Origin of the sequence: Loigolactobacillus iwatensis (assembly GCF_003950295.1) — a bacterium.
Taxonomy (GTDB): Bacteria; Bacillota; Bacilli; order Lactobacillales; family Lactobacillaceae; genus Loigolactobacillus; species Loigolactobacillus iwatensis.
Window position 1 is genome coordinate 1 of record NZ_RHNP01000005.1, and the last position, 15,515, is coordinate 15,515.

13 protein-coding genes are annotated in these 15,515 nt (G+C 40.5%); 4 read left to right on the top strand and 9 right to left on the bottom strand.

Annotated elements, in window-relative coordinates; genetic code table 11:
• Positions 1 to 187: 187 nt before the first annotated feature.
• The 3 genes from EKM98_RS02520 to EKM98_RS02525 form a co-directional block, all read right to left on the bottom strand.
• A complete protein-coding gene (locus EKM98_RS02520; RefSeq protein ID WP_158234212.1) occupies positions 188 to 973 on the bottom strand; it encodes a C39 family peptidase in 786 nt (261 codons plus the stop codon).
• Between the two features lie 193 nt (positions 974 to 1,166).
• Positions 1,167 to 1,343 carry a hypothetical protein gene (locus EKM98_RS12045; protein ID WP_164505766.1) on the bottom strand — a complete coding sequence of 59 codons (177 nt, stop codon included), beginning with the start codon at positions 1,341 to 1,343 and terminating at the stop codon, positions 1,167 to 1,169.
• A complete protein-coding gene (locus EKM98_RS02525; protein WP_068225838.1) occupies positions 1,330 to 2,004 on the bottom strand; it encodes an NAD(P)H-dependent oxidoreductase in 675 nt (224 codons plus the stop codon). The genes EKM98_RS12045 and EKM98_RS02525 overlap by 14 nt, the downstream gene beginning before the upstream one ends.
• A gap of 315 nt (positions 2,005 to 2,319) precedes the next feature.
• Here EKM98_RS02525 and greA point away from each other — a divergent pair, with 315 nt between their 5' ends.
• A complete protein-coding gene (gene greA, locus EKM98_RS02530) occupies positions 2,320 to 2,796 on the top strand; it encodes a transcription elongation factor GreA (RefSeq protein WP_068225839.1) in 477 nt (158 codons plus the stop codon).
• 296 nt (positions 2,797 to 3,092) lie between these two features.
• Here greA and EKM98_RS02535 read toward each other — a convergent pair whose 3' ends face one another.
• Positions 3,093 to 3,443 carry a hypothetical protein gene (locus tag EKM98_RS02535; protein WP_068225840.1) on the bottom strand — a complete coding sequence of 117 codons (351 nt, stop codon included), beginning with the start codon at positions 3,441 to 3,443 and terminating at the stop codon, positions 3,093 to 3,095.
• A gap of 489 nt (positions 3,444 to 3,932) precedes the next feature.
• Between EKM98_RS02535 and EKM98_RS02540 the strand changes: the two genes are divergently transcribed.
• The gene (locus tag EKM98_RS02540; protein ID WP_068279383.1) at positions 3,933 to 5,273 is read left to right on the top strand and encodes an amino acid permease; all 1,341 of its coding nucleotides are present in this window, start codon (positions 3,933 to 3,935) and stop codon (positions 5,271 to 5,273) included.
• 99 nt (positions 5,274 to 5,372) lie between these two features.
• On the opposite strand, the gene EKM98_RS02545 is transcribed toward EKM98_RS02540, so the two are convergent.
• From EKM98_RS02545 to EKM98_RS02560, 4 genes are all read right to left on the bottom strand, one after another.
• Positions 5,373 to 8,381: a YhgE/Pip family protein gene (locus tag EKM98_RS02545; RefSeq protein ID WP_125980425.1), complete on the bottom strand. Its 3,009-nt coding sequence runs from the start codon at positions 8,379 to 8,381 to the stop codon at positions 5,373 to 5,375.
• Positions 8,374 to 8,991, bottom strand: coding sequence for a TetR/AcrR family transcriptional regulator (locus EKM98_RS02550; RefSeq protein WP_068225842.1), 618 nt, complete (start codon positions 8,989 to 8,991; stop codon positions 8,374 to 8,376). Before EKM98_RS02550 ends, EKM98_RS02545 begins: the two co-directional genes overlap by 8 nt.
• Positions 8,992 to 9,026: 35 nt before the next feature.
• The gene (locus EKM98_RS02555; protein WP_068225843.1) at positions 9,027 to 9,569 is read right to left on the bottom strand and encodes a TetR/AcrR family transcriptional regulator; all 543 of its coding nucleotides are present in this window, start codon (positions 9,567 to 9,569) and stop codon (positions 9,027 to 9,029) included.
• Positions 9,570 to 10,064: 495 nt separating this feature from the next.
• Positions 10,065 to 10,631: a hypothetical protein gene (locus EKM98_RS02560; protein ID WP_068225844.1), complete on the bottom strand. Its 567-nt coding sequence runs from the start codon at positions 10,629 to 10,631 to the stop codon at positions 10,065 to 10,067.
• Between the two features lie 262 nt (positions 10,632 to 10,893).
• Between EKM98_RS02560 and EKM98_RS02565 the strand changes: the two genes are divergently transcribed.
• Both EKM98_RS02565 and EKM98_RS02570 read left to right on the top strand, forming a co-directional pair.
• Positions 10,894 to 12,087 (top strand): MFS transporter, encoded by a 1,194-nt coding sequence (locus EKM98_RS02565; protein WP_068225845.1) that lies wholly within the window; start codon positions 10,894 to 10,896, stop codon positions 12,085 to 12,087.
• A 170-nt stretch (positions 12,088 to 12,257) separates the two neighbouring features.
• On the top strand, positions 12,258 to 14,027 hold the full coding sequence (locus EKM98_RS02570; RefSeq protein ID WP_125980378.1) for an ABC transporter ATP-binding protein: 1,770 nt from the start codon (positions 12,258 to 12,260) through the stop codon (positions 14,025 to 14,027).
• Here the strand turns inward: EKM98_RS02570 and EKM98_RS02575 are convergent.
• A complete protein-coding gene (locus EKM98_RS02575; RefSeq protein ID WP_225418511.1) occupies positions 13,985 to 14,875 on the bottom strand; it encodes a glycosyltransferase in 891 nt (296 codons plus the stop codon). The two genes, EKM98_RS02570 and EKM98_RS02575, sit on opposite strands and share 43 nt — an antisense overlap.
• Between the last annotated feature and the right edge of the window lie 640 nt (positions 14,876 to 15,515).

The window sequence follows — 15,515 nt, forward strand, 5'->3', positions numbered from 1 at the left end:
AAGACGTGGCACTGGAAAAATCGAATATTCGATTTTTCCAGTGCCACGTCTTATTTAAACTTACTTATGTCACAGCCGCTTACTGTTTCCGAACATTGCTCTAGAACGTGCGCCAAAAGTCTGGATTTACGTGCCTAACTACAGCTAATCCAAAACCGACTTTTGGCCCACTCCCACCATTTTTCAATTAATAGGTCATTGCCGCGTTATTTTGTGTTGCCGCCAACTTCCAAAAAGTTTTAGTTTTAATTTTGTTGTTACCAGAACCATCAAAAGGATCATTATAATAAAAATCATTTTGATCGTAGCCGGTTAATAAAATAGCATGGGCCGGAAAATCGTGTAAATATAGCCAAGCCACAACTGGCTTTCCTGAATGTAATGTCTGCTTAAGTGTCTTAATACTGGCACCTGACAAGTTTTTGAAGTGTCCTACCTTACTTTCAAAAAAGCTTTGCCACGCTGGTGGATACATTGTATAGCCTGTATCGTCGTAAGGATTTCCCCAAAAACCAGTATTTGGATCATCCGTATAGGGAATTTCTTGAGCAATTTCACTAGGAGAAATATTAACCTTCTTGTATTGCATTAGCATCGCAACCGCAGTGATCTCACAACCAGTGGGTAATTCAGGAAACTGATCAAGTGCCGGTGCCTTTAACTGAACTTGAGTCGCTCCTGCTTTTGTTTTAGCGGTCTGTTGAGCATCACTAATGGCCTGATTCACACCAGCCTTTTTTCTTGCGCGATCAATAGCAGCTTGCTTGGCTGTCTTGGCATCAGTCTTTTGCTTACTAGTAATTACTCCTGAAGTAGAACTTTGCGAGTTCTGGGCCCGTTTTTGATCCGTTGCGTGCGTGATAGAAAAAGCACCTGTAATCAAAGAAACAATGATAACCAGACTAAAAATAAGGCCTGCTTTAAATAAACGATACCGTCGTCTACGCATAAAATTATGTTGTTTTCGAGTCATCAAATTAAGCATCCCTATTCCTTCCGTTTTATTTAGCTTAGTAAAATAAATTTATGAAAACAAGCTAAAGGCGTAAAACGTCACAAAAAAATCTCATTTAATCGTGATGAAAGGTAATTTTACTAGGAGTGCTTGAAAGAGCAGTGCCTTCTTAAAGCGCCATAAATAATAGCTTAAAATTTTTCTCGTGATTTCACCATTGACGTTCATCCCAAGTTCGGCCATCAATTTCGCCCTGTGTTTGCTCAATCCTTTTTTCTTGTTCAGTAACCAGCTCGGCAAGTGCCCTAAATAAGGCCTGTTCCTCGTAATGTTCACTGGTAACGGCTAGTTCATTAATTTGCTGCTGCAACCAGTCATTCGTCATCATTTTCACTTGCTTTCATCATTTGAAGTGTCCATTGTAATTCATCAAGTTGTTCCTGCTGCGTCTCTAACTGCTCTAAAATTAGCGTTACTCGATCTTTCAGTTCTGGTTTTGCCGCAATCATTCGCTTTAATCGTTCGACAAACCAGCTCTCGCGTTCACTAAAGGCCGCCGAAACTGATAAGGTCAGGTATTGTTGATAAGCAATAAACAGTCGTTGCTTGGCCGACTCGCTTAAATGGGCAAATTGAGATAGCACAAAAGGTTGCAAATAAGTCATCTGTAGTTTGTGGGTAAGTGCTTGAAATGGCCGCAACAATTCAGAAATTGTGAATTGTTCGGCGCCACCTGCCTGATAGGCCTCGGCTTTAACGCCAGTACTGACAACGACACCTAATTCTTTACCGGCCAAGGAGCCTTTCACCTGTAAAACCTGCTCTTCCCAGATTTGTAAAATAGCCGGTGCGGAATACCAGTAAAGTGGAAATTGCAAAATAACACGATTGGCAACTAATAATAATTGGCGTTCCGCCGCCACGTTAATTGATTGCCGCTCATCTAAATAGTGCCAAGTGACGTCAGGCAATTGCGCGCCTGCCTTTAAAAAGGCCTGGGTAGCTGAATCTGCTAATTGGGGGTGAGCAACGATAATTAGTGTTTTCAAAATAAGTAGCTTCTTTCAAAAGATTTAAAATAATGATCCTGCGTATTTGGTAAACTTTTTTGTGAGTATAACACATCTTTTTTAAATATAATTAGCGTACAAAATGGCGGCCAACTACCCTTCTGATCATTTCTAAAATACTGTAGCATCTATAGATAGATTAGTTTAATAATTTTAAACGAAGGTGTGGCTACCCTAATTCAAACTACATTACTCAAAATGTAAAGGCCCTGCCACACTGATACTAAGTGGTAACCTAACTAATTTTGCTTTACAATATACGCTACAAGTACCCTTTGCAAAGGAGAATCAGTTATGCCCCAACCTTACCTTAACCAAATGACTCAAAATGGCTACCAACAAATCGAAGATAAAATCGAGACGTTAAAAAAGCAACGACCAGAACGTATTCGGATCTTACAAGCGGCACGTGCACTGGGGGATTTGTCAGAAAACGCTGAATACAGTGCCGCTAAGCGTGATTTACGTCACCTGGAAAGCCAGCTTCGTTTTTTAGATAAACAATTACAGTACGCCGAAATTGTGGCGCCAAAAACGACCGACAAAATTGAGTTAGGTAAATCCGTTACTATTCAATTTCTCGATGATAATAGTGAAGAAACCTTCCTAATTGTCGGCAAACAAGAGGCCGAAATGGCCGAAGTTACCCAAAATAAACTTTCCTTTGCCTCACCAATTGGCAAGGCCTTATTGAACAAATCCGCCGGGACAACTGTTACCGTTCAGGCACCGGCCAGCAGTTACCAGGTCAAAATCATCAAGGTTGATTGAAAACAACAACGCCAACATAGCATTCAATTAGCCTCTGTTCCGCTACACAAATAACACTTGAGGTCCACTGCGGCCGGAATGGAATCTATTCTGTTTTGTCTCGTTCCAGTTAAGTTTTAGCGTTCTGAAAACTAGCTAATAGTTTTAAATAGATTCACCACGATGCACTAGTATAGTAATGGCAATCGAAAGTAGCCTATTACGACGTTAAACAAAGGTAAATTGCTTTTTTACAATAAAAGAAAAGTGACTTAATCTATAAATTAAAATCACTAAGTAGATTGAGTCACTTTTGTCTATTTTGCCTTCATATCTTGACGCAGCGCGCGAAATGCGGCGTATAAATGTCCTAAAAGTAAAACTGCTAGTAAGATACTACAAACGCGCCAAAAGCCCGCGTACTGCGTTAAACTCGTGAACATAAATTCTAAAATAATAAGACCGGAAATAACTTCCATTAGCATTAATAACCAATGGCCCCACTTTTTTTGATTGGCGATAATAACAATCAAATAAAAGAATGAGACCGCAAATAATGACGACCACATCCCTGAGTTTGTTAATTGTTGGGGCTTAATTGCGCCGACAAGCAGAATAATTAAAGTATTAACCCAAGCGCCGATTGCCATTCTACTACTATGTAGCATTACTTTTACCTTCTTTATCTTTTCTTTTAGTATAAGCAAGCCACCGCAAAAATGAAACTAAGAAATGCAATAATCCTTTTTGAGCATTGGCCAAGTTTAGCAATAAGATACGTATACCGATCGTGGATAAACGTAGAAACCTGGGCGCTTTTCCAAATACTCCTTAGTTTCAGACCATAAGCGAGTTCAAATCGACTTGACAATTCCTTAATATTTTTATACACTGAATAACAATAATTTTAATCGAATGATTAAATTCAGAGAGAGTGGGCGAGGCTGAAATCCATTCAACTTTTATGGCGGTTGTTTTATATCGTTTGGCTACGTTAACGGCCGTTAAAGGCAATTCTTATGGATTGTGAATTTGGGTGGAACAGCGTTGCAAAGCGCCCCTAGTGCAGACCTCTGTACTAGAGGCGCTTTTTTATTACAACGTAAAAAGATTCAATAGCTACGGGTAAGATTGCAAAATATTAGGAGGAAGTATAAATGAAAGAAGAACAAAAACTATCACGATCACTAAAAAGCCGCCATATTCAAATGATTGCAATTGGCGGCGCGATTGGTACCGGACTATTTCTTGGTTCAGGGAGTGCCATTCGTGCTGCCGGACCGTCAATCATTTTATCCTACCTCATCGTCGGTATTTTCTGTTTCTTTTTAATGCGCGCAATTGGTGAGCTGCTACTTTCTGATACTAGTAAAAATTCATTCATTGATTTCGTTAAAGAATATCTCGGCGACCGCATGGAATTCATTACCGGCTGGACCTACTGGTTTTGTTGGATTAGCCTAGCAATGGCAGATTTAACTGCCACCGGAATTTACGTTAAGTATTGGTTTCCTAACGTTCCCCAATGGATCACACCATTTGTCATCATTCTCCTATTGCTGTTAGTTAATTTAGTGAACGTTGGCCTATTTGGCGAACTAGAATCTTGGTTCTCACTGATCAAAGTCGTTGCCATCCTAGCCTTAGTTGTTGTCGGTGTTTTTCTGGCCATCATTCACTACCACGTTGGTAATTCCGTAGCTGGTTTTTCTAATTTAGTTAGCCACGGCGGTTTCTTTCCCACTGGTCCAATTGGTTTTCTAATGTCATTTCAAATGGTGGTTTTTGCCTTTGTTGGTATTGAAATGGTTGGTCTAACTGCTGGTGAAACAACCAATCCGGAAGTTAATTTACCGAAGGCCATCAATAGTTTGCCAATCCGAATTGGACTTTTTTACATCGGTTCAATGATTGCTATTATGAGCGTTTACCCGTGGAATAAAATCACAACCACTTCCAGCCCCTTCGTTCAAGTGTTTTCCGGTATTGGTATTGTTGGCGCCGCTGGAATTTTAAACTTCGTTGTTTTAACTGCTGCCATGTCCGCAACTAATAGTGCTTTATTCAGTACCAGTCGGACGCTACACGCACTAGCACGGGGACATAACGCACCAGAACGCTTTGGTAAATTAGATCGGCGCAGCGTCCCAAATCAAGCATTACAATTTTCATCGCTGATTCTATTTATCATTGTCATTTTAAACTATTTTATGCCGGCCAAGGTTTTCAACTTAGTCTCTGGTGTCTCAACCATTAATTTTGTCTTCGTCTGGTTGATCTTACTTTGGTGCCACCTTAAATATCGGAAACAACACCCTGAAGGCAGTAGTAATTTTAAAATGCCTGGCTATCCTTTTACCGATTACCTGAGTTTGCTGTTTTTCATCTGCGTGTTGATTTTTCTTTTATTCATTCCTGATACGCGAATTTCGTTATTAATTTCTCTAATCTGGTTTGTCTTAATGTTCGTCGCCTACCATGTGCTTAAACGAAAATAGTGTCCTAAAAAAACAGCCTAAGATTTATTTTAAGAAAGACTTTTGCTCATTCTTTCTTAGAATAATCTTAGACTGTTTTATTTTTGAAATATTTCAAACCTATTTTTCAATTTTCTGTAATTTTTGATTCTCGTCTAGTTGTGACGTGCCTGCTAAATGAATTCGTTGCAACAATAACATAACAGTCCATAATAAAATTAGTGCCACTAACGTAAAGATTACTAAGATTAACGTGACTTGCCCAATTGTTTGACCACCAAGTCCAGAAGTAATTGCCTCCCGAAAGCCCAAAATTGAGTACGTCATCGGCAAAAACTTATGAATGGCATTAAAGAAGCCATTGGTGACTTCCATCGGGAACGTGCCACCAGAACCACCTAGTTGAAGCATCAGTAAAATCATCGCCAAAAAACGGCCTGGATTATCTAATGCCATTGAAAGAAACATGATGATAAACATTGAGGCCAGTGCAAAAATAATCGCTATCAGGTAGAAGGCCCCAACGTGGTCAACTTGTAGTCCAAACGCCATAATTAGTGTTGCTTCGATAATTGCCATTGCAACAGCAACCGCGGCACCAAGCGATACCTTGCTGAAAAACCAAGCAGTAGCCGATTTACCGGACATCGAAATTTTGCGAATTGGGTAAGCAAAATTAAAGACCAAGGCACCCACATAAAGTGCTAGAGAAAGTACGTACGGTGCTAAGGCGTGACCGTAGTTTGGAACATAGCTATAATTTTGGTGCTTTAAACTGGTTGGACTAGCAAACATGGCCGTCGTTTTTGGCGTTGTTTTAATCCCATTAACCTTCTTACTACCTGACTTAAGTGCAGTAGCCAACTGGGCAGCTCCTGTGTTCAGTTTAATATTTCCATCAATTAAATCAGTTGATTTAGCGTTTAACTGCCCTGTTCCTGAGGCTAACTGACCAACACCCGTAACCAATTGTGGTACCTGCTGGTTTAATTGCCCCAGTCCAGAAGCCAGTTGTTGCGCGCCGTTATTTAAGGTAGCTGAGTTAGCGTTTAATTGACTGGCACCACTGTTTAATGCCTGAACGCCACCCGTATATTGTTGAACGCCGCTAGAAAGCTGTTGTGCGCCACCATTTAAAGTACTAATACCAGTGACTAGTGGCGGTAACTGTTGCTGCATACTACCAATACCACCGGCCAGTTGGGTCGCACCGGAAGCCAAACTTCCTGAATTTTGCTTAAGCTGAGTGGCGCCAGCATTTGCAGCATCAACGCCCTTAGTGTAGGTAGTTGTGCCCGTCTCTAATTGATTGAGACTAGCCAATAATAATGACTGCTGACTACCTGGAACTTTTGCGTTAACCTGAGTATCTAATTGCTGTGTTCCAGCCGCTAATTGCTGCGTTGCTTTTTGTAAGTCATTTAATTTGGCCGGCATCGCAGCCAATAAAGTTTGATTTTCTTTCGTATTAAGCTGACTCATCAATGTATTGGTACTGGCCAGTAACGACTTGGCGGCCTGTAACTTTTCTTGTAATTCAGGCAACTGCTGGCCGAGACTGCTGACCTTTGTCAAAATTGGTGCTAACGTTGTCAGTGTATTTTCAGCAGTTGTGAGTTGCTGCGCAAGGCCAGTCATCGTCGCTTGCGTTATCTTTAGTTCACTAGCCGTGCTAGTTGGACTAGTACCAGCCTCACGAGCAATAATTGCGGTTAATTTGGCCTTTGAGGCTTGATCTAAATCAGGATTAGCCACTAGGACGGCCTGAGCATCCTGTGCAGATTCTTTTGCATTTGCAGCAATTTGACCAAGACTACCCGTCATTGTTGTTTGCGCTTCAGTTGCCGCTGTTTGGAGTTTTGCTACTGAATCACTCAATCCAGTTAAATTAACCTTGGCCAACTGATTCATACCATTTAACAGATCTTGGGTTTGTGAACTGGCTAAACTTTGCTCCAAATTGGAACTTTGTTGCCGCAATGTCGTTAACTGCTGTGGATTTTTAGCCAAATTAAGTAGACCACTTGTAGCGAGTTGTTGATTAAGCTGGGCTACTTGGGTCGCCAATTCAGTATTGCCATCATTTAGGGCAGTCACTCCTGCTGGTAAATCTTTTAATGAATTCTTTAGCTCACTTGTACCACTACGCAATTGCTGTGAGTTCGTCGCGAGTTGCCCCAAACCTCCAGAAAGTGAGCCAACACCAGCAGTATATGCTTGGACACCACCAGAAAATTTTTGTGAGCCAGTTGCTAACTGATTAACACCACCAGTGAGCGCGCCGGTTTTACCATTTAGTAAAGCCGTCCCACCGGCCAATTGGGTTGCACCACTAGTCAGTTTACTTGAATTGGCATTTAATTGGCCGGCACCCGTACCTAGTTGCAAAACTCCAGCCGTGTATTTGTTTAGCCCTTTTGCCAAAGTGGCCGAGCCTGTTGCCAATTGCCCAGCGCCACTAGCTAATGGTTTAACGCTCATATTCAACGTTTGAACACCATCATTAACTTGCGAAACCGCAACGGTGTACTGCTTTAAACCGTCATTCATTGTGACTAAACCAGTATCCAGTTGGGAGGCCCCACCAGCGGCAGTGTGCATCCCCTTGCCAACAACGTGTAATTGATCAAACACGGCGCTAGCATACGCGTTAGTGACGGCCGCACGAATTTCCTTATCTAAGGAAGTTGCGCCAATCTGACTAATGACCTCACCGATATAATTTAAGGAATCATTTGTTTTATAAGTTAACTGCATCTTTTTGGGATTTTTATCCAAAAGTGTGGCGGCATTTTTAGAAAAATTCTTTGGTAATGTTACAACGGTATAATATTTTTTATCTTTCATTCCTTGCGCGGCCTTTTTTGCCGACACAAAACGCCAGCCAAGTTGGTTATTATTTTTCAGCTTAGTTACTGTCTGCTTACCAACGTTCAATGTCGCGCCATTATAATGAACTGGCCGATCTTTATTAACCACGGCAACTGGCAAATTCTGCGTGTTACCATAAGGATCCCAAACTGACTTCAAGAAAAATACACTGTAAAGTAACGGAATAAATGCCATGACAATAACAGAAAGCAAAATTAACCGATTCTTACGTACAAAACGCCACTCATTTTTAATCATTTCCCACATAGTTTACTGCTCCCTCACTTAAGCTACCCCAGCAACAATCTCGTAATGTCTGCACTAATTCCGGCCATGGCGTTCGTCCAACCATAAAAATAACTGAGCTTGTCATTTGGTTAACGACTGTGACCAACAAAAGCTCTGGAAGACCAGCCCGTAAAACACCACACTGCTGGCCTTTTTGAATGGTTTGTTTTAAAAAGGCAATCAATGCGGCCTGTTTGGCCAGAGTTACTGAATCCAAAATAGTGGCAAACTGATTACGCATAATGAAAGTCGCACTGCGCGGATCGTGTTGAAATAGCTGCAACGTTTTGTTGAACAAAAAATCAAACTGGACTTCACAAGACGCCTGCTGTGGGAAATTAATCATCAGCCTATATTTAATGGCCATAATAAGCTGCTGACAGATTTGATTAAATAGCGCTTGCTTACTGGGAAAATGCCGGTAAATCGTCCCAATACTCACCTTGGCTTCAAACGCTATCACTGGTAAACGTGTGCCATCATAGCCATCACGTGCAAAAATAGTAAATGCCGCATCTAAAATTTGGCGATAACGTTCATCTAACCCATTATCCATTAACAACCAGTTCCCATCTGGCATTCTTTTCACCCTTATTCCACACCTTTATAAACACTCTAATAGAAAGATTTAACGCCGTTAACGGCAACCTTGATAAAAGAAATGATCTGTTCCTTTGGTAAATCGTAATTACTTTTACGCCACCAAACAAAAGCACCCATAATAGCACCACTCAGTACATAAGCCAACATCTCCGGTTGATCAGTTCGCCGCAAGGTCTCGATTAATGCATCCTGCGATTTTGTATCACGCCGCGCTAACATAATCCGACTGATGACAGTTAAAACTTCCATATCAAGATAGTTTCGCCCGTTATTAACTGAAATGTTCCGAAATACTTCCTTGTGCGTGTCCACAAAATTAACGATTTGTTCAATAATATCGTCACTGTGTCCTTGATCCTTTAGTAGCTGATTGAGCATCATTGACATCGTTTGCTGTAATAAGTCGTATTTATCATTAAAATAACGGTAAAAACTGCTGCGATGCAATAACGCCTCCGCACAAATTTGCTCTACGGTCACTGCATCAAACGATGTCGTTTCCAGTACCTTAATTAGTGCATTTTCAAAATCCCTAACAGTTCGTGTAACTCGCATCTGCTTTCCTCCATAACTACCCTGTTGCTGGACTTAGCATAATTAATTAACGCTGTTTATCATACCAGTCCGACTATGAAACAAAAGATTTAAATTGATGTTTTTATCTTGCAACGGAACAGATAACCAAAAGTGTCTTAATTAACCCTTTACAACAAAAAAGCTCACCACAATCTTAATTGCAGACAAACAATTAAAATTGTGACGAGCTCTCAGAGTGTTTGAAAAAGCGGTTAGATTCTGAGGATTACTAACGTTGTCGATCGGACTAGGATGAACCAAAGTCCGAGACGCAGCCTAGTTCGCTAATAATCTTGATGCTACGAACGATGGCCATTCTTGTGGCGAAAGCTACGGAGCACAGTTATAAAGTCCATAACTGTGTTTCCTCGACTAAGTTCGTCTCGGTCACCGCAGGAAGCTGTTTTTTCCAACATGTTTCCACTAAATCAGTTAAAAAGTATTTTTCACTTTTTTATCTAAAATTCACGGTCTTTAAACACGCTTAATTTTACCAACCGCAATGGGCAGCGTTGTGTGCGCATCATAAGTCCCAACTGCGCCTTTAACACTAGCTGGCAATGCCATGCTATCCGGCACACCGTGAACATAAATAACGCGCTTATCCAACGCCAACTGTTGATCGTGGAAAACCTCACTGAATTTTTGCTGCATCTCAATTAGCGGTACAGCCACTTTGTAATTAAAATTACCTGCACTACCAGCAACTGGGTAAGTATCCGTTGGAATATTAATATCTTGTGGTCGATCATTAAATGGTACCATTGTTGTTCCGGAAACTTCCTCGGTCTCTGGTAAATCAATAAAACCATCATGATTTTTATCCTGCTTAATGGTTGCAATTTGTGCATCTGAACCATCGGCAAATCCATGGAAATGCATCCAGTGTTCTGTATTGGCGGGAACGTCAGTCATGTTAACTTCAATTATTAATTGATTGTTCATAATGGTCAGTGTTGCGTGACCTTTTGGCTTAATACCCAATTTATCACTATTCAGCGCGGTTAACTCCGCTTCATAAACAACCTTGTCGATTGCCATTTATTGTCAATCCTTTCCGATTAAAAATACGCTTTCATTTTAAATCTTAAACGCTTGTGCTTTAATTTACAAGCAACTATTTTTTTCGTATCCGCAGAAATATTTGGAAGTTACCTTCGTTAGTATTTTCCTGACTATTTTAGTGGAAACGTACTTAAAAACATTTTGCTAATCCGCTACAAACAATTAACTTTGTTAAAACCCGCCACTTAATTTATGATGTACTCATATAGATAGACGCAATAAAGGAGAAACTATTAGTATGAATACTAAAATTACTAACCGCTGGCTCACACTTGGTCTGATTCTAGTTGGCGCCAATCTGCGGCTACCAATTACGATGCTGCCACCCTTACTCACTAACTTAAAACAGACTTTAGGGTTACCGGCCTCACTGGCGGGTTTTTTGACAACTATTCCATTACTTATGTTTGCCCTTATTTCCCCGTTTGCGCCACGACTCAGTCAACGCCTTGGTAACGAAAAAGTTCTCTTTGGCTTTCTCATTTTATTGGCCGCTGGTAGTTATTTACGCGTTATTCCAACCATTTGGGCGTTAATGATTGGAACTGGCCTGATTGGAATCGGTATTGCTGGCGGCAATGTCCTACTCCCAGCAATTATTAAGGAACAATTTCCAGCAAAAATTGCGATTAAAACGACTGAATATACGGTTGCGATGGGGCTGATTGCTTCTTTAGGTACCGGCTTTTCTGGCCATTTAGCTAATAAAATTTCACTCATGGGTTCGATGGCCATACTTTCATTAGTTGGCTTGGCCGGCCTGTTCGTTTGGCTACTTAATTTGAAAAAAATGCCAAATCAAAATACGACTACCAAACTGCAAAACACTACCCATAAATCAGTGTGGCGGACCGGGTTGGCCTGGTGGATTACGTTATTCTTTGGCCTACAATCTTTACTTTATTATTCTTTATTGACCTGGCTACCAACCTTATTTACCAGCGTTGGTTTTAGCACTATTCAGGCTGGTAATCTGGCGACCATTTTTCAAATCAGTCTCCTGCCTTTGTCCTTAGTGGTCCCTTTAATTTCCGAAAGGCCGCACGGAATGGCTGTTGTTGTAGCTTTTGTTGGTTTTGGCTTTATTGGTGGTGCCTGCGGGCTTTTGGCCGGCAGTCAATCCTTTGGCTGGTCCGCGCTATTTTCCTTATTAATGGGTGCTAGTTCTGGTGCGGCATTCAGTATTGCAATTATCTTTTTTCAAAAGAAAACCACTAACGCTACAGATACCGCAAATTTATCAGGGATGGCCCAATCTTTTGGCTACTTGCTAGCCGCCACTGGCCCAATTGCATTTGGTTTTCTAAAAACACAATTAGGCAGTTGGTTACCCATTATTTGGCTGGTTATCTGTTTATCGGTTTTATTAACCGGCGTTGGCGTTATTATTTTAACCCAGCAAACTTTATTTAAATCGGAAACGTTATCGTAAATAGTAAGCAAAAATAGCGGTGCTTACTAATTTGCCAAAGTTTCTGGATTTTTAAAGCACCGTTATTTTCCATGAAACTGCTAAAGTGAACTATATAACTTTAAAGCTATTGTAAAACCACTAACAATGCGTTATTTTAGTTCTGCAAATCTATTTTAGGAGACGCACTCATGCACTCACGTTCAAAAACAACTTCAAGGCTTCACATTAAGGATTTTTTAAAGCTAATTCAGCTGATTCAACCACGCTACTGGTTGTTTATTTGCGGCATACTACTAGGCGCGTTTGCTGCGGCCCTACAGCTTGCAGTTCCACTTCTAGCACGAAACATTCTCAACCAAATTCCGCACCATATAAATACTGGCTTTTTAATTGCGGTTATTCTATTGTTTGTTTTTAGTATTATTTTAGGTGCTTTTTCCGGAACCTCGCTTGGCGTTTTTGGTGAAGATGTTGTTTATCGATTACGCAACCGACTATGGAATAAGATTTTGGTTCTACCGATCAATTATTTAGATCAACATCAATCCGGCCAAATCGCATCACGGTTAACCAACGATTCAACCCAAGTTAAAGACCTGCTAGCGAACTCATTACCCCGAATGATCACTTCCATACTCCAACTTGTAGGCGCCATGCTTTTAATGTTGTTCATGGACTGGCGAATGACACTTATCATGTTCGTTGTTGTCCCACTCATTTTATTTTGTTTATTACCTGTATTCCGCCGATCTTACAGTGTAGCCCATAAACGTCAGAACGCCATAGCTTCATTAAACGCCAAGGTCAGTAAAGTATTGACCAAAATGCGTTTAGTGAAGTCCTCTGACGCAATGGCAACCGAAAAATTGAGTGGTGAAAAGCAAATGTCTAAACTTTACAAATTAGGCGTTCGTGAAGCAATTTATGACTCAATTGTGGGGCCAACCACCGGAGTGCTTATGCTCGCCCTCATAGTTGGCGTGCTTTCATACGGTGTCTTCCGCATTAGTCACGGCACGATGACTAGCGGAACTTTAATGGCCTTTCTAATGTATCTAGTTCAGTTAGTTGTTCCTTTTACCACACTTGGCCAGTTCTTATCCGACGTTGCTAAAACAGGCGGCTCGACTAGTAAAATTCAAGAATTACTTGATGTGGCCGAAGAAAGGACCAATGTTGGCGTTAAAGTTAATGCTAATGATAGGATCCTAGAAATGAATCACGTTTCTTTCTCTTATCAAACTGATCAAGAAATTTTACACGATGTTTCATTTAAGGCGGCACCAAATTCTGTCGTCGCATTTGTCGGCCCTTCTGGCAGCGGAAAAACAACCATTTTTAGCCTATTAGAACGCTTTTATCGGCCCGATACCGGTTCTATTACCATTGGTGACACTAACCTCACTGATTTAAATCTGGCCAATTGGCGCGATCAAATTGGTTTAGTTGGCCAAAACGCAGACACCATGACTGGCACCATCCGCTATAACCTAACTTACGGACTAAAAAAGCCCACCACCGATGAAGAACAGTGGCGAGCTTTAGAATTAGCGTACGCAAAAGATTTCGTATTAGAAATGCCAGCACAACTTGAAACCGAAATTGGTGAAAATGGCGTTAATATTTCCGGAGGCCAACGACAACGTTTATCAATTGCCCGTGCCTTCTTAAGGGACCCTCAGCTACTCATGCTTGATGAGGCAACCGCTAGCCTAGATCCTGAATCAGAAGTCATGGTTCAACGGGCGCTACAAGATCTCATGACCGGACGGACAACACTAATCATTGCTCACCGAATTAATACCATTATCGATGCGGACGAAATCTATTTTATCGAGAATGGACGCGTTAGTGGTCATGGTTCGCACAATGAATTAATAAAAAGTCATCCACTCTACCGGCAGTATTTTAACAATCAATTTGCAAAATCAGAAGAAGTCGAGCCAGTTACAGAGTAATCCGGTAACTGATTAAGTAACCCTTGGTACACTTCATAAAGGTCGTCATAGTCGTGAATTTTCATCCGCTGATGCACTTTATCAATTTCCCAGGGCTTAATTGATTCAGTATGAATAACGGGCCAAAATTTCCATTTCGCGGAAAAATGTTGAAACACGGTATCATTGACTCTGCCGTGCTGTTCATTATACCGCCGGTCCGTAATTCGTTTTAATTTTGAATATTTGTTAATGGCCGATTGATCTGGCATGATCATCGGTCTTTTTTTGCACAATTTACGACATTTTTCAAATAAATGAGTTTGCCTGATTAAATTCAGATTTAACAGTAAAACACCTGAATTGAGGTAGTCAAATTTACGCCATTGGTGATGAAAAAACCAGCGCCCATAATAATCTAGAGTGCCCACGATTTCAGTATTGACCAAAGATTGATGATAGAAATCATCGAATGGCCGTCGACAAAGGACATCCGCATCCAAATATAGAATTCGACCAGAAAGTTCAGGAATTTGATCTGCATAAAGACGTAATATGCTATATGGTGTAAACATCGTATGCGTGTTGGCGGTTGGTAAATAGGCATTATAGAGGGTGGTAATATCAATTCTAGTCACATCATTTTTCTCGTTATGCCGCGTTACAATTTCATTGATAAAATTGGCGTGTTTTTCCGTAAACTCAATCGTTTGGTGCTGTTTGTTTTGTAATTCAGCCGTTAATATATAAATTTCAAGAGGCTCAGATGTGTTCTTCAAAAGCGACAATACGGAAAGTAAAACGCCTCGAAACATTTGATCGTTGCCACAGTAAAGAATTTGGATAACAAACAGTCCCCTCCCAGTCAATAATGACTCACGTTCATGATAACTTTTTTCCTACGTGAGTCGATCCCGATTGTTAGTATAGCAGATATGGCGCAAATTTAACTTAGGGGAGGATTAAAATCAAGCTAGGAATGCTTGGAAAGGCCTTTGCATCAAGGACTATTTACATAGTGCTACAATTTGACTTGCAATATTATCACCAAACTAATAATTCTCGACTCTTTAACCCAATAACTACTTGCCTGTTTTTCAATTCAACGGCTAGGCACGGTTTTGATATTGAAGCGTTATATTTCTGTTTTCTTTGTAATTTTTATCGTAAATACATAAATTTGATTAGCGTTAAATTCAAACGATCTTTCACGGACTTTATTTTTGTTTCACGTGAAACAGGACATAACTCATTTATCTCAATCAAAACTTTCTGCATCAACTTTAACGGCCCCAGTCGTTTACCTAGCCATTGATGGTTTATGCGCCACATGCCGCAATTCCTGCTTGACTAATTATCAACTTATTTTTAATATGACAGATTGTAAAAATAAACCGCAATATTCAAAATAATTTCAATCCGGCCACGAGTAAATTTGACGAACCTTTTTATAACACTAATGATGATGACCTAATTCAAAGCAAACTAACTTATTCACGTTGCTAAAGT

Coding starts and splice junctions, on each gene's coding strand:
- EKM98_RS02520 (WP_158234212.1), bottom strand. CDS start 973: ATGACTCGAAAACAACATAATTTTATGCGTAGACGACGGTATCGTTTA.
- greA (WP_068225839.1), top strand. CDS start 2,320: ATGCCCCAACCTTACCTTAACCAAATGACTCAAAATGGCTACCAACAA.
- EKM98_RS12045 (WP_164505766.1), bottom strand. CDS start 1,343: ATGATGACGAATGACTGGTTGCAGCAGCAAATTAATGAACTAGCCGTT.
- EKM98_RS02535 (WP_068225840.1), bottom strand. CDS start 3,443: ATGCTACATAGTAGTAGAATGGCAATCGGCGCTTGGGTTAATACTTTA.
- EKM98_RS02565 (WP_068225845.1), top strand. CDS start 10,894: ATGAATACTAAAATTACTAACCGCTGGCTCACACTTGGTCTGATTCTA.
- EKM98_RS02540 (WP_068279383.1), top strand. CDS start 3,933: ATGAAAGAAGAACAAAAACTATCACGATCACTAAAAAGCCGCCATATT.
- EKM98_RS02555 (WP_068225843.1), bottom strand. CDS start 9,569: ATGCGAGTTACACGAACTGTTAGGGATTTTGAAAATGCACTAATTAAG.
- EKM98_RS02570 (WP_125980378.1), top strand. CDS start 12,258: ATGCACTCACGTTCAAAAACAACTTCAAGGCTTCACATTAAGGATTTT.
- EKM98_RS02545 (WP_125980425.1), bottom strand. CDS start 8,381: ATGATTAAAAATGAGTGGCGTTTTGTACGTAAGAATCGGTTAATTTTG.
- EKM98_RS02560 (WP_068225844.1), bottom strand. CDS start 10,631: ATGGCAATCGACAAGGTTGTTTATGAAGCGGAGTTAACCGCGCTGAAT.
- EKM98_RS02550 (WP_068225842.1), bottom strand. CDS start 8,991: ATGCCAGATGGGAACTGGTTGTTAATGGATAATGGGTTAGATGAACGT.